The sequence below is a fragment of the Acinetobacter sp. UC24323 genome (assembly GCF_024151445.1).
Lineage (GTDB): Bacteria > Pseudomonadota > Gammaproteobacteria > Pseudomonadales > Moraxellaceae > Acinetobacter > Acinetobacter baumannii.
In genome coordinates this window covers 280778-302205 of record NZ_JAHIBY010000001.1, presented here as the reverse complement: position 1 = coordinate 302205, position 21428 = coordinate 280778, and the positions used below count along the sequence as shown (strand labels likewise).

Here is a 21428-nt window from a genome sequence, read left to right as displayed (position 1 = left end):
CATGCCTTTAATAATGTATGTTGAAGGGGCTGTTGTTTAATTTTAATCAAATACAAAAATAATAAAAAAGCCCGCTGAAGAGCGGGCTTTTAATATAATCAGCTTAAAGGCCTGCGGCATCTTTAAGTGCTTCAACTTTATCGGCTTTTTCCCATGTAAATGCAGTATTTGAACCTTCACGACCAAAGTGGCCGTAAGCAGCTGTTTGTTTATACATAGGTTGAATTAAGTTAAGCATGCGAGTAATACCAAACGGACGTAAATCGAAATGTTCACGTACTAACTGGATAATTAACTCATCAGAAACTTTTGCAGTACCAAAAGTATTGATCGAAATAGAAGTTGGCTCTGCAACACCAATTGCATAACTCACCTGAATTTCACATTTGTCCGCAAGACCAGCAGCAACAATATTTTTAGCTACATAACGACCAGCATACGCAGCTGAGCGGTCTACTTTAGATGGATCTTTACCAGAGAATGCACCACCGCCGTGACGAGCCATACCGCCATAAGTATCAACGATGATTTTACGGCCAGTTAAACCACAGTCACCCACAGGTCCACCAATAACAAACATACCAGTCGGGTTAATGTGGAATTTAGTTGCTGCATGGAACATTTCAGCAGGAATGATCGGTTTAATGATTTCTTCAATTACAGCTTCTTTAAGCTGAGTTTGAGTAATTTCAGGATCATGCTGTGTAGAAAGTACTACTGCGTCTAAACGTACAGGTTTGCCATTTTCATAAGCAAAAGTTACCTGACTTTTTGCATCTGGACGTAACCATGGTAATGCGCCTGAACGACGAAGTTCAGCTTGGCGTTCCATTAAACGGTGAGCATAAGAAATAGGGGCTGGCATAAGCACGTCGGTTTCACGACTTGCATAACCAAACATTAAACCTTGGTCTCCAGCACCTTGATCTTCAGGTTTTTGTCGGTCTACACCTTGTGCAATCTCTGGTGATTGTTTACCAATCATGTTGATTACAGCACAAGTTGAACCATCAAAGCCTAAATCTGAATGGTGATAGCCGATACCGTTAACAGTTTGGCGAACAACAGCTTCTACATCAATATTCGCAGTTGTTGTGATTTCACCTGCAAGTACAACAGCGCCTGTTTTTACCAGTGTTTCACAAGCAACACGTGCGTATGGGTCTTCTTTTAAGATTGCATCCAAAATAGCGTCGCTAATTTGGTCGGCCATTTTATCGGGATGACCTTCGCTTACAGATTCCGAGGTAAAAACAGCGTACTCGCGCATGAAAGTCCTATCTTGGTTATTTCAAAAAGACATAATATGTTACATCGACTTGAGCTTGAGGACCAGTTCATACTGACTAAAAAGCATGAATTTCTTTCATTTCTACTATGTTTTAATTGATATGTGTATCAGGGAAATTGATATAGATAGATGAAAATTAATCATTTTTATATTAGAGTTTTAATAAAGTGTTTAAATTTTAAGCATTTGATTTTGTTAAATATTAACCAAGAAAATTTAGACTATGAAGTGAAAAGCTATAAATAAAGAAAATAAATACAACTCTATATGCTGATTAAGAGGAAGAAGCTTACAATCGTTGAGCATAGAAATAAGCATAAATACTATTGTTTTACACAGCTTAAGAATCTAAATGTTTTTTGAGTAACCAAGAAATAGTTAAAAATAAAGAAATATACAGTGTTGGGGTTTACCCCTAGGCGTTTTTTTAAGACAATATAGCGGCATTGAATGGTTATTCATCTTCTTCTTTTCATCAATCTATTAAAATTGGATTCTGATCTATGACGACCCCTTTAAACGAACGTCGTATTGCAAACGCAATTCGTGTATTGGCAATGGATGCTGTGCAACAGGCAAACTCAGGGCATCCGGGTGCTCCAATGGGGATGGCAGATATTGCTGATGTCGTCTGGCGCGAGTTTTTAAATCACAACCCAAATAATCCACAATGGGCAAACCGTGACCGTTTTGTTTTATCAAATGGCCATGGTTCAATGTTGCAATATGCTTTGCTTCATTTAACAGGTTATGATCTTTCAATTGAAGATTTAAAACAATTCCGTCAATTGCACTCAAAAACTCCTGGTCATCCTGAATATGGTTACGCTCCAGGGATTGAAACAACGACAGGTCCTTTGGGTCAAGGTATTGCGAACGCTGTTGGTTTTGCATTAGCAGAAAAAACTTTAGCTGCTCAGTTCAATAAAGATGACTTAAAAGTAGTTGATCACTTCACCTATTGTTTCTTAGGTGATGGCTGTTTAATGGAAGGTATTTCTCATGAAGTATGTTCTTTAGCAGGTACTTTACAGCTTGGTAAATTGATTGCTTATTATGATGACAACGGCATTTCGATTGATGGTGAAGTAGAAGGCTGGTTCAGTGATGACACTGAAGAGCGTTTCAAGTCTTATGGTTGGCAAGTTCTTCGTGTAGATGGCCACGATGCTGATGCGATTCGTCAAGCAACAGTTGAAGCTAAAGCAGAAACTCAAAAACCAACGATTATTATTTGTAAAACAATTATTGGCTTAGGTTCTCCAAACAAGCAAGGTAAAGAAGACTGTCACGGTGCACCACTTGGTAAAGATGAAATTACCTTAACTCGTGAAGCTTTAGGTTGGACTGAAGAAGCATTTGTTATTCCTGCTGATGTATATGCTGCATGGGATGCTAAAGCAAAAGGTAATGAAGCTGAAGCAGCTTGGAATGAAGTATTTGCTCAATACCAAGCAAAATATCCAACGGAAGCAGCTGAGTTACTTCGTCGTATTAGCGGTGACTTACCAGCAGAATTTTCAGCTCAAGCAGATGCATTTATTCGTGAAACAAATGCTAAAGCTGAAACTGTAGCAACTCGTAAAGCGAGCCAAAACACATTACAAGCATTTGGTCCTTTATTACCTGAATTATTAGGTGGTTCTGCGGACTTGGCAGGTTCTAACTTAACACTTTGGAAAGGTTGCCAAGGCGTTCAAGAAAACCCGGCTGGTAACTACGTGTATTATGGTGTACGCGAGTTCGGTATGACTGCAATCGCTAACGGTGTTGCATTGCATGGCGGCTTCATTCCTTACGTTGCAACGTTCTTAATGTTTATGGAATATGCACGTAATGCGGTACGTATGTCTGCATTAATGAAACAGCGCGTGATTCATGTGTATACACATGACTCAATCGGTTTAGGTGAAGATGGTCCAACACACCAACCAATTGAACAAATTGCTTCTTTACGTGGCACACCAAACTTAAATACTTGGCGTCCTGCTGATACTGTAGAAACAGCGATTGCGTGGAAATCTGCTTTAGAGCGTAAAGATGGACCTACAGCACTTATTTTCTCTCGTCAAAACTTACCATTCCAAACGCGTACTGAAGAGCAAATCCAGAATGCAGCAAAAGGTGGTTATGTTCTTGCTCAAGAGAAAGGTGAGTTGAAAGCAATTATTATTGCTACTGGTTCAGAAGTTTCTTTAGCAATGGAAGCTTATGCTCAACTTGAAGGTGTTCGTGTTGTTTCTATGCCATGTGCAGAAGAGTTCATGAAACAAGATGCTGCATATCGTGAAGCAGTATTACCAGCTCACATTCGTGCACGTGTTGCTGTAGAAGCTGCTCACGTTGACTACTGGTGGAAGTTTGTTGGTCTTGATGGCAAAGTAATTGGTATGACAACTTATGGTGAGTCAGCACCAGCAAAAGACTTGTTCCAATTCTTCGGTATTACAACTGAGGCTGTAGTTGCTGCGGTAAAAGAGTTAACTGCTTAATCTTTTGAGCAGAATAAAAAGCGTCCCGATTGGGGCGCTTTTTTATGGGCTATTTAAATGTTAAGTTCAGTTTGGATCGTAATATTAGAAGTTAAAAGCTTATGAATAGGGCAGTTTTCAGCAACTTTTAATAATCTTTTATGCTGATCCTCAGTAAATTCACCTTTTAGAGTAATTTTACGCTCAATATTATTTTGACCTGCTTCTGGATCACCATTTGGATTTAATGCTAAATCAACTTGTACATGCTCAATTTTGATGCCTTTGTGATTTGCATACATTTCTAGTGTAATTGTAGTGCAAGCTCCTAAAGCCGATAATAAAAGCTGAACCGGATTTGGAGCTGTATCTTGTCCACCTTTGTCGGTGGGTTCATCTGCAAACCATTGATGACCCGAAGGATCGGTAAGTGTTACTCGATAAGGAATTGAAGTACTTTGTGCTTGGGCAGTGTTAACCATGTTTTACCTTGTTATTTATCAATAAAATCGTAGTAAAAATTAATAGATCTGAAAGCTTCGAATAGAAGAATACCTATACTTTATAATATGGTTTTTGAATAACAACTGTAACGCTTTTATTGTTGCATGGATGAAACATATCGTTTTATAAAGAATAGTGAATTAAATTACTTGATGTATACACTAACGACTATATCAATAAAGGATACGAAAAATGCATCTTAAAACATTAAGCTTCGGTTTAGCAGTAACATTGGCAAGTACAGTTACATTAGCTGCACCAGTGGACTATAAAATTGATCCAACACACACAGCTACTGTTTTCTCGTGGAATCACTTCGGCTTTTCAACTCCAAGTGCTAACTTCTCGGACATCCAAGGTGTAATTAAAGTTGATAATGCTAAACCAGCAAACTCATCTGTAAATGTGACCATTCCTTTAAGCAGTGTGAATACAAACGTACCTGCTTTAGATAAAGAGTTCCAAGAAGAAGCTTGGTTTAATGCGGCTAAATACCCAAACATTACTTTCAAAAGTACGAAAGTAGAAACTAAAGATAAAAAACATTTTAAAATTACTGGTGATTTGACTGTTAAAGGTATCACTAAGCCAGTTGTACTTGATGCTGTCTTAAATAAGCAAGGCGAGCACCCAATGGCAAAAGTTCCAGCGATTGGTTTTAACGCGACAACTTCGTTCAATCGCTCTGACTTTGGTTTAGGTAACTATGTACCAAACGTGGGTGATAAGATCACTGTAAACATTACAACTGAAGCAACTGCGGCTAGTGCAGCTAAAAAATAAGTTGTAAGTTTTCTAAAAAAGTCCTCAACTTGAGGACTTTTTTAATTAGATAGTTTCTTTTTTATCTGGTTCTATAAAGACTAAAGGTGAGGTTGGGGCTATATTTCTTTTTTCGGCTTTTTCTCTTAGAAATTGATAAGTCGGAATATTCATTTTTGCCTGATCACGTAATTTCTTTTTAATATAAAGAACAAGAGCAAAGCAGGTGGTTGCTACGGTTAGCATCATGCCATTCATATAGCTCATGATTGAACTCACGTAACCAATGGTGGTTAAACGATGCATCATACGCTCAACTTGAGTACTACTTTCGATACCAGTAATCGCCCAACTGCATAAATGCTCACAATTATTAATAATCAAATGATAATGGTTTTCATGCATACGTGAACGCATACGTCGTACAACAACTTTTCCTCTGTAGCGTGGTGCATCGTAAGAACGTACATGAATTTTCTTGCCATGAGAAAAGGCATCTAGGGAAGTGATTTCAATGGGCCGTTTTTTGATGAAATGTGCGAGGCCCGAATAATGAATAACTCGACCTCTCCCAGCATAGATACCATGATGGCTATAGCCGAGATGTTTTACAATAAGATGAGCCCCTAAAGGGTAGCGTTTATTTGTTTGTTGCATATTCACGCTGATCCAATAAAGTTTAATCACTTTTATACAAAGCTGTGACTATTATAACGAATATAGTTGTGTTCTAGTGTATTGATTAGGTGGAATAAGCGACTTTCGGGTATATATCACTTCAAACATTTTTTATTTAATAAAGTGTGTTTATGAAAATAAAATGACATCTAAGGTTTGGCATTAATGAAAATACTAGTACTGTGTATCGTGAACTTCATAATCTTTACACAATCCGCTTTAGCACTAGAGTATCGACAGATTAGAAATACTACTGATGATCAGTTTGAGGTAATTGAAATTTCTAATTTAGAACAATTACGCTTATTTTTGAAAAATCCGCAAACTCATCAATATTATAAAAGTTTCGACAATATTCAATATCAACTTAAAGCATGTGAACAGCTTACTTTTGCGATGAATGGAGGCATGTTCCATTCCGGTTTTTCTCCAGTAGGACTATATATTGAAAACGGACGAGAGAACCAACCTTTAAATGAAGATAAAGGCTGGGGAAACTTCTTTTTGCAGCCTAATGGAGTTTTAGCATGGAATGACAAACAAGCCGTTATATTGACAACTGAACAATATAAAGCAAAAGTTTTTCAACCCGATTATGCTACGCAGTCCGGCCCTATGTTAGTGATTAATGGCAAAATAAATCCCTTATTCCTAGCAAATAGTGATTCAAAGAAAATACGTAATGGGGTAGGTATAAAAAATAATAAATTGTATTTTGTGATATCTAAAAATAGAGTGAATTTCTATAGTTTTGCTCAGTTCTTCCAAAAAAATCTTGAAGTCGAGCAAGCTCTATACCTTGACGGTTCTATCTCTAGTTTATATTTGCACAAGAATAATCGAAATGATAAAAGATTTAATATGGGGCCTATTATTGGATGGGTGGATCAGGCAGATTGTAGACCCAAGTAAAATATAAAAAAGCCAGTACAAGACTGGCTTTTTAATTAATGAATAGATGGTTTTTGAGTGAGTTCATTTAACTCTTTTCGGCTATAACCACGGGAAATAAGAACTTTCTTGATTCCCTTAATGACATCTTCATCAGTCGCTTGCGCAAGCGCACTTAGAAGTTGTTCATTAGTTTTACATGAGCAGTCATTTTCAACACAAGCAGTTTGGTTTTTATGCTCGTTATGCTGTTGATCTGCCAAGAACAGCTTTTGCCAAAAACTCATAGAGCCTTCATATACAACCTAACATAGCTCGAAATATAGCCAATATAAATTAAAATACAAGACTCTATATGTGATAAATCCACCAGTTGAACTAGAGAATTTTCGATAGTAATGGTCGAGTTAAACGAAATTATGACGAATAGATGACTTGATATTTTTTTTAAATTTAAATACTTAATTAAAAGACTTTGAAAAATAAGGAGATATTTTATCTCCTTATAAAATAGGGTTACATTGAAAAATTTTGTTTAAATCTTCTCAAGTAAGACACCAGACTCTACATGATGCGTATAAGGGAACTGATCAAATAAAGCAAACTTAGTAACGCGATGAGTTTGAGTGAGCGTTTTTAAATTTTCATATAAAGTGTCGGGGTTGCATGAAATGTAGATAATACGTTCAAAGCCCTGCAATAGTTTTAAAGTTTCATCGTCAATTCCTGCGCGTGGAGGATCAACGAATACCGTACCGAAGTCGTAGCTTTGAATATCAATATCTGCTTCTTGTAGACGGCGGAATTCACGTTCACCTTGATAGGCTTGAGTGAACTCTTCAGCCGATAGGCGAGCTACTTGAATATTATCAATCTGGTTCTGTTCGATATTCCACTGCGCCGCATAAACTGATGATTTTGCAAGTTCAGTCGCAAGTACTCTTTCAAATTTTAAAGAGAGTGGAAGCGTGAAATTACCATTACCACAATAAAGTTCTAATAGGTGTTTTTTTGATCCTTCAGCTGCATCACATGCCCATTGCAGCATTTTTTTGCAAACTTGTGCATTAGGCTGCGTAAAGCTACTTTCGATTTGTTTGTATTTAAATGAACGGTTTAAAAGTTCAAATTCTTCTACAACAAAGTCATCGCCAATAACAATTTTCTGGCCGCGGCTACGGCCCATAATTTTAATATTTAATTTTTCAGCAAGTGCTTTAGCTGCTTGTTCCCATTCCTGATTAAGCTTACGGTGATAAATCAAGGTAACTAACATTTCTCCGCTTAAAGTTGCGAGAAAGTCAACTTCAAATAAACGCTGAGAAAGTAAAGAGTTGGCCTTAAGTTCTGCTAAAAGAAGTGGCATTAAGTCATTAATGCTTTTATCTGCAATAGGAAACTCACCTATGCGTACAACGGTTTTTTGCTTGCCATCGTCATTACGTTCAAACATGGCATAAAACATATCATTTTCTGTATGCCAGATACGAAATTCAGCACGCATACGGAAATGTTGTTCAGGCGATTCAAACACTTCTAATGTAGGCGGTGTAAATTCAGAAAATTGAGTAGTAATGCGATCAATTTTAGCTTGAAGTTGTTGACGATAAGAAGAAGTCATAGACAAAGAAAATTTAGACAGAATCAAATGGTGAATGGTACCAAAAAATTGAGCTTAAAGGAGCCAATTTTAGTTAGTTATTCATAAAGAAAAAATACTTACACTAGGAGTGACTTAAAACGCGTTCAATAAAATTAGATTTTACTGCTCTATATTGGTCATGATCTAAGTGGGTGGACTGTAACTTTAATTGATTATATTCATTAACTAATGTTGGAGAAGCTATAAGCTTATCTCTAAAGGTTAAGAAAAATGTGAATATTGAACCGGTTACTACAACTTGAAAGGCAACATCATCGTTGTTGAGTGACTCGAGCATACAAAGCTCATTTGTTCTTAATGTATTTTGCTTTTCTATAAAATTAAGCGTTTTTAACTGTTCTATTGCAAACTCAAATTGATCGGGTAGAACCTCAATATAAATGTCTAAATCACCTTTTGAGAATGCATTAGGTATTGCAGATGAACCTATATGCTCAATTTGGGCAGATGGTAGCAGAGCGGAAATTTGTTTTCGGTATAAGCTAAAAAGCTGAGTGCATCTTTGTTGGTATTGTTCTGGTTCAAAAAAAATCATTATTAAAAACTCAAATTGATAAAATTTATATATTTAAGAATAGATTATTTTATTAAACAAAAAAGCCCAAATATCGTAATTTGGGCTTTTTAGAAAATTACTTAATTATTCAGACATTGTCATTAAGCTTGCATTACCGCCAGCCGCAGCTGTATTTACGCTAATTGCACGTTCAATTACCAAACGTTCAAGTGGAATCGACTCATTTGGTTCAACATGAGTAATACCAACAATTGCGCCAGAACGGCTAGCAATTTCTTGCTGTAATGAGAAGATCTCTTCGCGGTTGCCATGATGTAAAACTGCATCAAAATCATCTGTAGTGATGTTTTTAATGGTTGTAATCGCATCAAGTACATCTTTTGGCAACGTTTGTTTATGTTTTGCCAATAATGGACTATTTGGCATTACAGCAGCTTGGCTGCCAACTGCAAAGATTGCAAGTAACTGATGCAATTGATCTTGTTCTGTATCAGCAATTGAAAGAACACGATGACGCGGCAAAATAATATATTGGTTACTTTCCCCAGTAGGGCCTTGTAACTCATAAAACTTACCAACACCAAAAGGTTCAATTTCACGGTTTGCTTGTGGTAAATGTTGTTTTGCCCAGTTTTGTAAGCTTTGATAAACCTCACGGTTAAAGCCTTCAAAAACGGTTTGCTCATTTTTTACCGCAAATGGAGTTGCTAATACTTTGTTAGAACAATGCTGCATTAAGCGATACATATAAAGAGGGCCACCCGCTTTAGGACCTGTACCAGATAAACCTTCACCACCGAATGGTTGTACGCCAACAACAGCACCAACAATATTACGGTTGATATAAAGATTACCCACTTCAGCATGTTGAATTACGGTTTGGATGGTTTCATCAATACGGGTATGCAGACCCATGGTTAAACCATAACCTTTCGTATTAATTCTTGAGATGAGTTGCTCAAGTTCACCATACTTATAGGTAATGATGTGTAAAACCGGACCAAAAACTTCACGTTGTAAGTCATCAAGGTTAGGAAGTTCAATTGCTGTTGGCACAACAAAAGTTCCTTTATCTAATTCTGTTTGGCTTGTTGCACCAAACATCAATTGATGTACCGGATAACCCTTCGATTTCATTTTCTGGATGTGTTGGTCAATCGTCTGTTTTGCTTCATTATCAATAACAGGACCAATGTCAGTTTTTAAAATTGCAGGGTTACCTACGATCAACTGTTGCATTGCACCTTTAAGCATTTTAATAACGGTTGCAGCGCTGTCTTCTTGTACACATAAAATACGTAAAGCAGAGCAGCGTTGACCTGCGCTATCAAAAGCAGAACTTACAACATCTAATACAACTTGTTCAGTTAAAGCAGATGAGTCAACGATCATTGCATTTTGACCGCCAGTCTCTGCAATGAGTGGAATAGATTGACCATTTTCAGATAAACGTTTTGCAACGGTCTTCTGTAAAATTTTTGCAACTTCAGTCGAGCCAGTAAACATAATGCCATCGATACGGCTATCTTGGCTGAGCTGAGCACCTACTGTTTCACCGCGGCCAGGAAGTAGCTGTACAGCACCATGTGGAATACCAGCTTCCCATAAAATCTGAACTGCTTGGGCTGCGATCAATGGAGTTTGTTCAGCTGGTTTAGCAATAACACAGTTACCACTGACTAATGCCGCAGCAATTTGACCTGAGAAAATTGCAAGAGGGAAGTTCCATGGGCTAATGCAAAGTACAGTACCTAAAGGCTGAATAACTGTATTTGCAGGAAGATTTTCAACTTGGGTTGCATAGTAACGTAGGAAATCTACAGCCTCACGAACTTCTGCAATCGCATTGGCATAAGTTTTACCACTTTCACGGCAAAGTAATACCATCAACTCTTGAATACGGCTTTCCATGAGGTCAGCTGCGTGTTTTAAGTATTGAGCGCGTTGATCCTTAGGCGTATTTGACCATTCTGATTGGGTTTGTTCAGCTGCAGTAAGAGCGATTTCGACATGCTTAAGATCAGCTTCTTGTACATAACCAACAATTTCATCATTTTGTGCTGGGTTTGTAATTGCAACAGAATGACCTTGTTCTAAAGAATCAGCATTAGCCAACAACGGATGGCTTTGCCAAATACGATTACGTAATTCTTGAGCTGTGCTATCTAAAGCTGCAAGTGGGGTGTCATTTGCTAAGTCATAACCTGTAGAGTTTTTACGAAGCGTTCCGTACATATCTAAAGGTAGTGGAATTGATGGATGTTTTAAACCAACCGAACCTTCAAGTTTAGCTGCATTACGAATATCATAAATTGGAGACTGGATAAGATCTTCAACTTTAAGAGTTTTATCGGCAATACGGTTAACAAATGAAGTATTCGCGCCATTTTCAAGTAAACGACGGACTAAATAAGCTAACAATGTTTCGTGGTTACCAACCGGAGCATAAATACGGCATGGCACGCCTAATTTATTTTGTTCACGTGGACCAACAACTTGTTCATAAAGCGGCTCGCCCATACCATGTAAGCATTGGAACTCATATTGACCAGCGTAATATTTGCTTGGATCTGCTAAATGATAGATCGTTGCTAAAGTTTGAGCATTATGCGTCGCAAATTGCGGATAAATAAATTCTGGTGCTGCAAGTAATTTTTTAGCACAAGCGATATAAGACAAATCAGTATGAACTTTACGCGTGAAGACAGGGTAGTCATCCATACCTTCGATTTGTGCTTTCTTAATTTCGCTATCCCAATATGCGCCTTTTACAAGACGGATCATCAGACGCTTTTGGCTACGCTTAGCAAGGTCAATAATATAATCAACCACAAAGAAGCAGCGTTTTTGGTAAGCTTGAATTACGAAACCAATGCCTTTCCAGTTCGCAAGTTCTGGCTCAAAACAGAGACGCTCAAGTAACTCAAGAGAAATTTCTAAACGCTCTGATTCTTCTGCATCGATATTTAAACCAATATTGTACTGTTTAGCTAAACGAGCGAGCTCAAATACTTTGCCGTAGAGTTCTTTGTGAACACGTTCAATTTGCGCACGTTGGTAACGTGGATGCAAAGCAGAAAGCTTAATTGAGATACCTGGGCCATCATATACGCCTTTACCATTAGACGCTTTACCAATTGCATGAATAGCTTGTGTGTAATCATTAAAGTAGCGTTCAGCGTCATGGTCGGTTAAGGCAGCTTCACCTAACATGTCATAAGAATAGCGGAAACCTTTATCCTCAAGTACTTTTGCGTGGTCGACAGCTTCTTCGATGGTTTCACCAGTCACAAACTGTTCACCCATCATACGCATTGCAACGTCAACTGCTTTACGGATAATGCCACGGCCACTACGTGCTAAAAGGCCAGTAAGTACACTTGAAAGACTGGTTTGCTTTGGTGTTTCCATAAGCTTACCAGTTAACATGAGACCCCATGCAGCAGCATTCACAAACATTAAGCTGCTTTGGCCAACATGTTCTTTCCAGTTACCTTGATTGATTTTATCGCGAATGAGCAAATCACGTGTTGCTGTGTCTGGAATACGAAGCAAAGCTTCAGCAAGACACATCAAAGCCACGCCTTCTTGTGAAGAAAGAGAAAATTCTTGTAATAACCCTTGAACAATACCTGCTTTACCTGAAGAGGTCTTGCGTTCACGTAAATTATGGGCAAGGTTAAATGCAAGGTCATAAATTTTATGATCTAAATCATCAGATACCGCAGCAGCTTGTAATAGCTCTTCTACAGCTTCAGGTTCGGCACGTCGCCAAGCTGTATTAATGCGTTGTTCAAACTCACTTTTATCGTTGAATTCGGTGATATAGCCTTGGTGAGATTTATCCATTTGATGAAAAGTATCCATTGTGTTCATATCTATTTCCGCCAACCAGCTCTCGTAAACTCATCTTGAGTAGAGAGGTTTAGATAATTTATCATTACAGAAGAAACACCGAATAACTCACTATATTTTGCCCATTTTTTAGAGGAAAATTCAGATGAATGGCCCATTATTAAGCCTTGATCGCACCGATTTAAAAATTTTGGATATTCTTCAAACAGATGGGCGTATTTCCAACAGCAAATTAGCTGAACTCGTCAATTTGTCTCCAACAGCAGTTATGGCACGAGTGCAGAAGCTCACCAAAGATGAATTCATCTTAGGTTATGAAGCTAAATTAAATCCGGTTAAGTTAAATGCAAATTTTTTGGTTTTTGTTGAAGTCTTACTCGATAAAACCACACCTAATGTTTTAGATGAGTTTATTGACGCAGTCGTGCACTATCCAGAAATCGTTGAATGCCATATGGTCAGTGGGGGATTTGATTTTTTAATTAAATTACGCAGTGGAAGTATGGAAGAGTTTCGACGTATCGCAGGGCAAGTGCTATGGCAATTACCCGGTGTAAAAGAGACTCGTAGTTATCCCGTGATGCAAGTTGTGAAAGATAGTTCAAAAATTAAAATCAAAACTAAAAATAAATAAGGGGCCGAAGCCCCTTTATTTATTTCAATGAGTTATGTACTTTCTTTATAGAGTTTATCTGCTTGCTCAAAGCGACCAGTCACATCAGAGTTTGGCGCTTTGCTGATCAAGCTTACTACGATGATGCTGATAAATGCACAGATAAAGCCTGGAATAATTTCGTAAACACCAGTGCTTGCGAAAAGGTTTTTCCAACCGATTACAACAACAGCACCTACGATCATACCTGCTAAAGCACCTTCTAAAGTCATACGTTTCCAGAACAATGACAAGATGATGAGTGGTCCAAATGCAGCACCAAAACCAGCCCAAGCATAAGCAACAAGGCCAAGAACTTTACTGTCAGGGTTACCCGCAAGCACAATTGCTAGAACGGCAATTGCAAGAACCATGATACGCCCAACCCATACAAGCTCTTTTTGAGATGCATTTTTACGAATGAAGCCTTTGTACAAATCTTCAGTTAGTGCACTTGAACATACCAAAAGCTGACAGCTTAATGTACTCATAACCGCAGCTAAAATAGCAGCTAGAATGATACCGACAATCCATGGATTGAATAAAATTTTAGTCAATTCCATAAATACAGTTTCAGGGTTTTTGCTTACCACACCTGCAAGTTCAGGGTGTTGCTGGAAGTAAGCAATACCAAAGAAACCGGCACCGACAGCACCGACTAGACATAAAATCATCCAGGTCATACCAATACGGCGAGCAGCAGGAATTGATTTTACAGAGTCAGCAGCCATGAAACGTACAAGGATATGCGGTTGACCAAAATAGCCTAAACCCCAAGCCATGGAAGATAAAACGGCCACCACACTTAAATCAGAAATGATGTTAAATGCATGTGGACGAGCAGTTTCAATAAGCGTCACAAACTGAGTTGTGTCACCAATTGCGAGGTAAGTCACGATTGGGGTGAGCAAGAGGGCAAAAATCATTAAGCCAGCTTGGAAAGTATCAGTCCAGCTAATTGCTAAGAAACCACCAATACAAACATAACTGATTGTTGCAATAGCACTTAACCAGATTGCGGTGGTATATGACATACCGAATAAATTTTCAAATAAACGGGCACCAGCTACCATACCTGAAGCACAGTAAATAGCGAAGAAAACCAAGATAATAACGGCAGAGAAAATACGAAGTATCTTTTTCTGGTCATCAAATCGACTTGTAAAATAGTCTGGCAGAGTGAGTGCATTATTTTGGATTTCAGTATGAACGCGTAATCGACCAGCAACCAGTAACCAGTTAAGCCAAGCACCGATAATTAGACCAATTGCAATCCACGCTTCAGATAAACCAGAAAGATAAATCGCTCCTGGTAAGCCCATGAGTAACCAACCACTCATGTCCGATGCGCCTGCGGATAATGCAGTAACGAAACTGCCTAAACTACGACCACCAAGAATATAATCAGAGAAGTCGCTTGTAGCACGGTAGGCAAATAAGCCGATAAGTACCATTGCTACGATGTACACCATAAACATGATGAGGGTGGGATCAAAATAACTCATAATGGATGTGTGTCCTTATATCCATAATCCGTGATTGTAACCTAATCCAGGTCGCTGTTTTCTTGTACGGCATTTCAAGAGGTTGAGATTCAACCATAAAAGAATTTTTTTGCTCTGTTATCTTTGTGATGTATTTTATGTATCTTTGTGTAAACAAGTGTAAATTTGATTACATATTATATTTATTTTAATGAAATCAATTAATTATAAATTTAAAATAATATCAAAACTTATTAAAAAACTAATAATATAAAAAAACTAAGAGCTAAATTCAGTTTTTTAGTTACAAAAATAGTAATGACAGGGTGCCTTTTAAGAAAAGTTATTATTTAGATGAATAATTTCTCATCAATTTTACGCGAAAAAATGGTTTTAATAAGAAAAAAGAATATCAAAAGAGGAAATATTAACTCGTCAATTGATGAAATAACTCGTGCATACCTTCTGTAGCCGTCATATTTAATAATTTATATTGAGGTGGAACACGAGAATGATCTGCTTGGGGATCTATATAATACGCTTTGGCATAATGAGGAATCTCATGGACCAAGGCGGCAACTGGATATACGCTTAATGTCGACCCGATTACAATAAAAATATCAGCACTTTGTACTAAATGAATTGCTTCTTCATAAGCAGGTACAGCTTCACCAAACCAAATGACATGAGGTCGAAGCGGGTAGCCATTTGGACAAAAGTCCTGTTCTAAATCGAGCTTCCAACCATTAACTTCATAAAATTGAGTTGTATATTGTGCATCTGGCCCAGAACTTTTCGCTAGTCGAATATTGCCATGTAGATGTAAGACATTTTGGCTCCCAGCACGCTCATGTAAATCATCAATATTTTGTGTAATGACTTGTACATCATAATGGTCTTGTAGCTTAGCAATATATTGATGAGCTTCGTTTGGCTGGGCTTCTAAAATATTTTTACGACGTTCGTTATAAAAGCGTTGAACTAAAGCTGGATTTCTTTCCCATGCTTCGGGAGTCGCAACTTGTTGTATATCATAATTTTCCCAGAGACCATTACTATCGCGGAAAGTACGAATTCCACTTTCTGCACTCATACCGGCGCCGGAAAATACCACAAGTTTTGTCATATGAATGATCCATTATGAATTTGGTTTTTAAATCTGATCTATACATATATAAAAAAACCAGTTAAATCTAAACTGGTTTTTTTATTAAAAACTATATCTATATTATAGACCAGCTTCATACTCTGCATTTGTTAAAAGTTTTTCAACATCTGCAATATTGTCTGGTTTGATTTTATAAATCCAGCCTTTGCCATATGGATCTTCATTTACAAAATCCGGGTCATCTTCAAGATCAGTATTAACTTCTACTACTGTACCAGAGACAGGGGCATGAATATCAGAAGCAGTTTTAACTGATTCAACAACTCCGGCTTGTTCGCCAGCGGTTACTTGGCTACCCACTTCAGGAGTTTCAACATAGACCAAATCTCCAAGCTCATCTTGTGCATGGTCGGTAATCCCTGTAATAACAAGGTCTCCTTCAATTTTTACCCACTCATGTGTACGTGCATACTTCAATTCTGAAGGATGGTTCATGACAACTCCTTAAGCTTGTGTCCAATATTTTAATAACATTATAAATAGGGGTCTTTGCGCCAGTTGCTCGGACTACGACCGCTCCAGCGTTTAAAAGCGCGACTGAAATTTGCGACATCCGAGTAACCAAGTTCATCTGCAATTTGTTCAAGACTATAATCTGTACGCGAAAGCAGAGAGGTCGCATGACGATATCGAACTTCATCTACTAAAGTAGAAAATGAAGTACCTTCGGCTGCCAATTGTCGCTTTAAGGTACGATCTGACATATGTAAATATTCTGCTACACTTTCTATGCTTAAGTAATGTTGTTCCGAATTACTTAAAATATCACGTACACGCATGGCTAGACGTCGGCGTTCACCTAAAGCAGAGAGTTCAGCCTCGCATTGGTTAATAGCAATTTGACTTGCGATTGGATCGGCATTAACTAACTTAAAACCTAAATATTTTTTGTCAAAGCTAGAGATTAGATGAGGCTGGTTAAAGCGGATGGTGCTGCTTAGCTTGCTTCTATACTTATCAAAACCTTCCGGTTCTGGAAAGTCTAAATCAACATCGCCCGCTAAATCTTCAATACCCGTAATCGCTTTAGCCATGGTCATAATACCAATAGTTAAACCTAAAACGATCTCAGTACGAAGAGGTTCTAACTCAATATCACATTGCAATTGTAATGTGGCTTTTGGTCCGAAAGTAGAAAAATATAATTGTAAAAAAGGTAAGCGTAATTGGATAAAACGGGCAGCGAGAGCAATCGCTTCTGTAATATCTTTTGCTGTCATTATCGCGTAGCCAATAAATCCGTGAATGGAAATACGCATTTGAGTGCCAATGTGGTAACCCAGTGTACTTTCACCGGTAAGATTTAAGGCGTGTTTAACCAGCTCATTTGCTACGGGTGTTGAAATACGATACTCAGGATCGGCCAATTGCTCACTAGTAAGATGAAAAGGAGCAAATAATGTTTCATCGTTGTATCCCCAACGTGAAACTACATCTAATAGCAATAAGCCATAGACTCCTGGAATACCTTGATCTTGACGAGCTGAGGTAATTTTCATATGCGTTCCGTTGCTCTCATCAATTTTCTACGTGCATTTCTTACACATCTTGTCATGAAATATAATTTGAGTTTATAAAAACTGTTAGACAATCATATCAACGATTCATTAAACATTCTTTTTAAAGACAACGATTTTTGTCGTTGAAATAAGTAAAACATCCCCATGCTGATTTAAGGCTTGCGTAACGTAGCTTACAATACCACGATCCAATTTTGTTTTGGATGGCGTAATGGCGGAAATTTCAGCTTCAACATGAATACGGTCACCAGGCCGAGTAGGGCGTGGCCAACGTAGACTAGATTCTGAGCCTACTAGTCCACCATGAATCGGCATGCATTCAGTCCATAAGCGCATAGTAATTGCCGAGGTATGCCATCCGCTAGCGGCAATACCTTTAAAGATTGGATCTTCTTTGGCTAACTCTTCATCTGTATGGAAAGGTTGAGGGTCATAGTGGCTTGCAAATTGTTTAATTTCATCAAGTGTAATTTCATACTCACGACTGATAAAACGATCACCAATTTTTAAATCTTCTAAATAAAGCATTAATCTTGACCCTGTACTACTTTTTGCTCAATAAGAAAACCGCCCGTTTGACGTTTCCATAATTGTGCATATATACCATTTTTAGCAATTAATTCTTCATGAGTACCTTGCTCTGCAATTTTACCTTCATCAAGAACAATTAAACGGTCCATTTGAGCAATGGTAGACAAACGGTGAGCAATTGCAATAACTGTTTTATCTACCATTAGGTCATTTAAACTAGACTGAATAGCTGCTTCAACTTCTGAGTCTAAAGCGCTAGTTGCTTCATCTAAGATTAAAATTGGTGCATCTTTTAAGAAAACACGCGCAATAGCGATACGTTGTCTTTGACCACCTGACAGTTTGACACCACGTTCACCCACTTGTGCTTCATAACCTGAACGTCCTTTTAAGTCGACAAGTTGAGGAATAAATTCAGCTGCTTTTGCCTTATGCACGGCACTTTGCATATCTTGATCAGTTGCATCTGGACGGCCATATTTAATATTTTCGGCAACTGAGCGATGTAGTAGAGAAGTGTCTTGAGTAACTAAAGCAATATTTGCTCTCAAACTATCTTGTGTAACATCTTCAATATTCTGCCCATCAATTAAAATTGCACCTTCTTTAAGATGGTAAAAGTGTAGAAGTAATTGGATGAGGGTAGATTTACCCGCACCTGAACGGCCAACGATACCAATCTTTTCACCTGCTTTAATGTGTAAGTTAAAGTGATCGATGACATTTTTATTGTTATAAGCAAAGGTCACATCTTTAAATACAATCTCACCTTGTGTGACTGCAAGTGGTTTTGCATCTGGCTTGTCTTGAATATTGATTTTCTTACCAAGTGTTTGCATGCCATCTTGAATGGTACCAACATTTTCAAATAATGCTGACATATGCCACATCATAAACTCAGCCATGCTATTAAGTTTTAAAATCATGGCAGTAGTGGCTGCAATTACACCTAACGCTGCTAAGCCTTGAGTCCATAACCAAACTGCGGTACCAATTACCCCAACAAATAAAACAGCAGACAGTAAATTAATGCTAACTTCAAAAAGAGTGCCTAGACGCATTTGCGCATAGACTGTGGTCATAAACTCTTTCATTGACGCTTTTGCATATTGGCTTTCACGCCCAGCATGTGCAAAGAGTTTTACAGTTTGAATATTAGTGTAGGCGTCAGTTACACGACCAGTCATTACAGCGCGTGCATCGGCTTGTTGTTGTGATACTTTGCTTAAACGTGGAATAAAGAACCATGCGCTTAATAAAAATAACCCTAACCAAACCATAAGTGGAATAAGTAATGTGGGTGAGATTGCACCAAGAACAATACTTACGGTAATAAAGTAAATGCTGACGTAAGCCAACATGTCGCCTAAAATAATCCAGAATTCACGGACTGCTAAAGCTGTTTGCATGACCTTTGCAGAAAGTCGACCAGCAAAATCATTATGAAAAAAGTCTAGGCTTTGTTTTAATAAAAGGTTATGGAAGCGCCAACGCAAGCGCATTGGAAAAGTACTATATAAAATTTGATGTTTTATAATAGATTGAATATTAACAAATAAAATATTAGCAAATAACACGCTAATGAGAATAAGGATGTTTGAAGCATGTTGGCTCAAGAAACTTTCAGGCTGACTATTACTAAGCCAATCTACAAGTTGCCCAATTTTTGAAAAGAGCAGGGCTTCAAAGCTAGCTGCACCAGCTGTACATATAATAAGTAGCAATAAATATGGACGCACACCTTCAGTAGCTTGCCAAACAAATGGGAAAAAGCGTGTTGGTAAGGGCTCATCCAAGCCTTTGGTTGGATAAGGATCTACAAGTTTTTCAAACCACTTCAGCATGAATGACTACCTTTATACATCAGCTACTTTAGTAAAATTTCGCAATTTAATTTGCAATAAAGTCAGTTAGATCAAACTTAATTAAGGTATTGATCTGTTGGGTGTGTGGATACACGTCAAAGTTTATGTTGTATATCTTTGGCTAAAACTGACATGATTTAGTCAAGACATAAATTTGGAATCGGGAAGAAGCCTAAAAGGCATCGTAAAGACAAAAAAATGTTTTATTCATTATATCGATAATAATAGATGAAGTGGTGAATGAATTTGGCTTGAATGTAATTTTTAAAAATTTTTTTAATAAATGATAAAATATTAATATTTATTTTAAGCAGTATGAGCCTTTATCCGAATATTGATAAAGGCTCATAACAGTTACCACATTAAGTCATCCGGAATTACATATGCTGCATATGGATCTTCTTCATCAGTAGTTTGTTCATTTTTCTCAGCATTATTGATCAAAATAAATCCTTTCATTTTTTGATCAATTTTTTCAGCTAAGGCTTTAGGAAGGTAAGCATATTGATCTTGATCTTTAGCAATCACTAAACTGCCTGTAACAAGTGCATTATAAACTTGCTGAGATAGGTAAACCTTTTTAATCTTATTCTCGTCAATAAATTGATAAGCCACATCTCCGGCAAAATCTACAATTTTGTGTTGCTTGATCATTTGAATGATTGAAGCCTTTAATGCTTTTTCTTCGAGTTGCTGCTGCTTTTCTAGATTCAAAGCTTGATCTTTTGCTTGTTTCTCTTTTTGAGCTTTTTCAATATTAGCTTTAATTTCTGCTTCGTTGCTTTGACCAGTACGCTGCTCATGCTGAGCTTGTTTGGTAAGTTTTTTCGCTTTTTTATTGTCAACTAAACCAGCTTTGAGTAACTGAGCTTGTAAGGCATTTTTAACCATGACTTAATCCGAATTTGAAGAGGAAGAACTATGAAAGTAAACTGCCCAATACGAAATACTGAGAGTTAAGCTTAAAATTGCTGGAAGCAAAAATGATTGCAATTTTAAATAAGGGTGAACTAAAGCAGCAATTATACCGCCAGATAGAAAACCTATAAAAATAAGTAGATGCAAAATAATGCGGCGATTTTCTACTTTTAAACCTCGTGCTATATAACCAAGTGCAAGCCCAAGATCTGTTAAGACACCCGATAAGTGAGTAGTCCTAATAATGGTTCCTTTATAGTGGCTTACCATTGCATTTTGTAGCCCCATGGCGACACAGGCCCATAATAGTCCATATTTTGGAAAATAAGGCAGTAATAACCAACAGAGAAAAATAAATAGTGAAACTAGACTTAAAGGAAGGCCATACCGGCGGCCTAATTTGAAATGGCTATTGCCTAAAATAAAACCACTGTAAAATGACCCACATACATAACATAGTATAACTAGTACTAAATATATGATGTGTTCAAACTGCCAGTTTACCAAACTCATGGCTAGCATACTGACATTACCAGTCATATGCGACACCGATTGATGTAAAAGGGTGATAAGCCCTAATACATTAATCATTCCGGCATTTATTGCCAGTAAAAAGGCGCCAAGTTGGAACCAGTTTGGTAAACTTTGAAATGGCATG

General features: G+C 37.6%; 19 protein-coding genes. 4 read left to right on the top strand and 15 right to left on the bottom strand.

Annotated features, from left to right (window positions below; genetic code table 11):
• Window positions 1-103: 103 nt before the first annotated feature.
• The gene (metK, locus tag KNQ97_RS01430; RefSeq protein ID WP_253611693.1) at window positions 104-1270 is read right to left on the bottom strand and encodes a methionine adenosyltransferase; all 1167 of its coding nucleotides are present in this window, start codon (window positions 1268-1270) and stop codon (window positions 104-106) included.
• A gap of 524 nt (window positions 1271-1794) precedes the next feature.
• Between metK and tkt the strand changes: the two genes are divergently transcribed.
• The gene (gene tkt / locus KNQ97_RS01425; protein WP_000211068.1) at window positions 1795-3783 is read left to right on the top strand and encodes a transketolase; all 1989 of its coding nucleotides are present in this window, start codon (window positions 1795-1797) and stop codon (window positions 3781-3783) included.
• Window positions 3784-3836: 53 nt separating this feature from the next.
• Here the strand turns inward: tkt and KNQ97_RS01420 are convergent, their stop codons facing one another.
• Window positions 3837-4244 (bottom strand): OsmC family protein, encoded by a 408-nt coding sequence (locus tag KNQ97_RS01420; RefSeq protein WP_000248280.1) that lies wholly within the window; start codon window positions 4242-4244, stop codon window positions 3837-3839.
• Between the two features lie 214 nt (window positions 4245-4458).
• Between KNQ97_RS01420 and KNQ97_RS01415 the strand changes: the two genes are divergently transcribed.
• Window positions 4459-5049, top strand: a complete 591-nt coding sequence (locus KNQ97_RS01415) for a YceI family protein (RefSeq protein WP_253611692.1) — start codon at window positions 4459-4461, stop codon at window positions 5047-5049.
• Between the two features lie 45 nt (window positions 5050-5094).
• Here KNQ97_RS01415 and KNQ97_RS01410 read toward each other — a convergent pair whose 3' ends face one another.
• Entirely contained in the window at window positions 5095-5685 is a 591-nt protein-coding gene (locus tag KNQ97_RS01410) for a lecithin retinol acyltransferase family protein (RefSeq protein ID WP_114225345.1), read from the bottom strand.
• Between the two features lie 186 nt (window positions 5686-5871).
• Between KNQ97_RS01410 and KNQ97_RS01405 the strand changes: the two genes are divergently transcribed.
• Complete coding sequence (locus KNQ97_RS01405) at window positions 5872-6618, top strand: phosphodiester glycosidase family protein (protein ID WP_000699319.1); 747 nt, start codon at window positions 5872-5874, stop codon at window positions 6616-6618.
• 35 nt (window positions 6619-6653) lie between these two features.
• On the opposite strand, the gene KNQ97_RS01400 is transcribed toward KNQ97_RS01405, so the two are convergent.
• The 4 genes from KNQ97_RS01400 to putA form a co-directional block, all read right to left on the bottom strand.
• The gene (locus KNQ97_RS01400; RefSeq protein WP_000011679.1) at window positions 6654-6884 is read right to left on the bottom strand and encodes a hypothetical protein; all 231 of its coding nucleotides are present in this window, start codon (window positions 6882-6884) and stop codon (window positions 6654-6656) included.
• A gap of 248 nt (window positions 6885-7132) precedes the next feature.
• Window positions 7133-8218, bottom strand: a complete 1086-nt coding sequence (gene trmA / locus KNQ97_RS01395) for a tRNA (uridine(54)-C5)-methyltransferase TrmA (RefSeq protein WP_253611691.1) — start codon at window positions 8216-8218, stop codon at window positions 7133-7135.
• Window positions 8219-8321: 103 nt separating this feature from the next.
• Window positions 8322-8795 (bottom strand): GrpB family protein, encoded by a 474-nt coding sequence (locus KNQ97_RS01390; protein WP_023896846.1) that lies wholly within the window; start codon window positions 8793-8795, stop codon window positions 8322-8324.
• A gap of 105 nt (window positions 8796-8900) precedes the next feature.
• Window positions 8901-12653, bottom strand: coding sequence for a trifunctional transcriptional regulator/proline dehydrogenase/L-glutamate gamma-semialdehyde dehydrogenase (putA, locus tag KNQ97_RS01385; protein ID WP_253611690.1), 3753 nt, complete (start codon window positions 12651-12653; stop codon window positions 8901-8903).
• A 124-nt stretch (window positions 12654-12777) separates the two neighbouring features.
• Here putA and KNQ97_RS01380 point away from each other — a divergent pair, with 124 nt between their 5' ends.
• Window positions 12778-13266 (top strand): Lrp/AsnC ligand binding domain-containing protein, encoded by a 489-nt coding sequence (locus KNQ97_RS01380; RefSeq protein ID WP_001014233.1) that lies wholly within the window; start codon window positions 12778-12780, stop codon window positions 13264-13266.
• A 32-nt stretch (window positions 13267-13298) separates the two neighbouring features.
• Here the strand turns inward: KNQ97_RS01380 and putP are convergent, their stop codons facing one another.
• The 8 genes from putP to KNQ97_RS01340 form a co-directional block, all read right to left on the bottom strand.
• Window positions 13299-14789 (bottom strand): sodium/proline symporter PutP, encoded by a 1491-nt coding sequence (gene putP, locus KNQ97_RS01375; RefSeq protein ID WP_000119795.1) that lies wholly within the window; start codon window positions 14787-14789, stop codon window positions 13299-13301.
• Between the two features lie 406 nt (window positions 14790-15195).
• A complete protein-coding gene (locus KNQ97_RS01370; RefSeq protein ID WP_109090480.1) occupies window positions 15196-15903 on the bottom strand; it encodes a Sir2 family NAD-dependent protein deacetylase in 708 nt (235 codons plus the stop codon).
• Window positions 15904-15996: 93 nt separating this feature from the next.
• On the bottom strand, window positions 15997-16371 hold the full coding sequence (gcvH, locus tag KNQ97_RS01365; protein WP_001016343.1) for a glycine cleavage system protein GcvH: 375 nt from the start codon (window positions 16369-16371) through the stop codon (window positions 15997-15999).
• Window positions 16372-16409: 38 nt separating this feature from the next.
• Window positions 16410-17435 carry an AraC family transcriptional regulator gene (locus KNQ97_RS01360; RefSeq protein ID WP_000705525.1) on the bottom strand — a complete coding sequence of 342 codons (1026 nt, stop codon included), beginning with the start codon at window positions 17433-17435 and terminating at the stop codon, window positions 16410-16412.
• Between the two features lie 108 nt (window positions 17436-17543).
• On the bottom strand, window positions 17544-17984 hold the full coding sequence (locus tag KNQ97_RS01355) for a MaoC family dehydratase (RefSeq protein WP_000966086.1): 441 nt from the start codon (window positions 17982-17984) through the stop codon (window positions 17544-17546).
• Complete coding sequence (locus tag KNQ97_RS01350; RefSeq protein WP_000922240.1) at window positions 17984-19831, bottom strand: ABC transporter ATP-binding protein; 1848 nt, start codon at window positions 19829-19831, stop codon at window positions 17984-17986. Before KNQ97_RS01350 ends, KNQ97_RS01355 begins: the two co-directional genes overlap by 1 nt.
• Before the next feature lie 375 nt (window positions 19832-20206).
• The gene (locus KNQ97_RS01345) at window positions 20207-20743 is read right to left on the bottom strand and encodes a DUF2058 domain-containing protein (protein ID WP_000240310.1); all 537 of its coding nucleotides are present in this window, start codon (window positions 20741-20743) and stop codon (window positions 20207-20209) included.
• Between the two features lie 3 nt (window positions 20744-20746).
• Complete coding sequence (locus tag KNQ97_RS01340; protein ID WP_001116532.1) at window positions 20747-21427, bottom strand: YoaK family protein; 681 nt, start codon at window positions 21425-21427, stop codon at window positions 20747-20749.
• Window position 21428 lies beyond the last annotated feature (1 nt).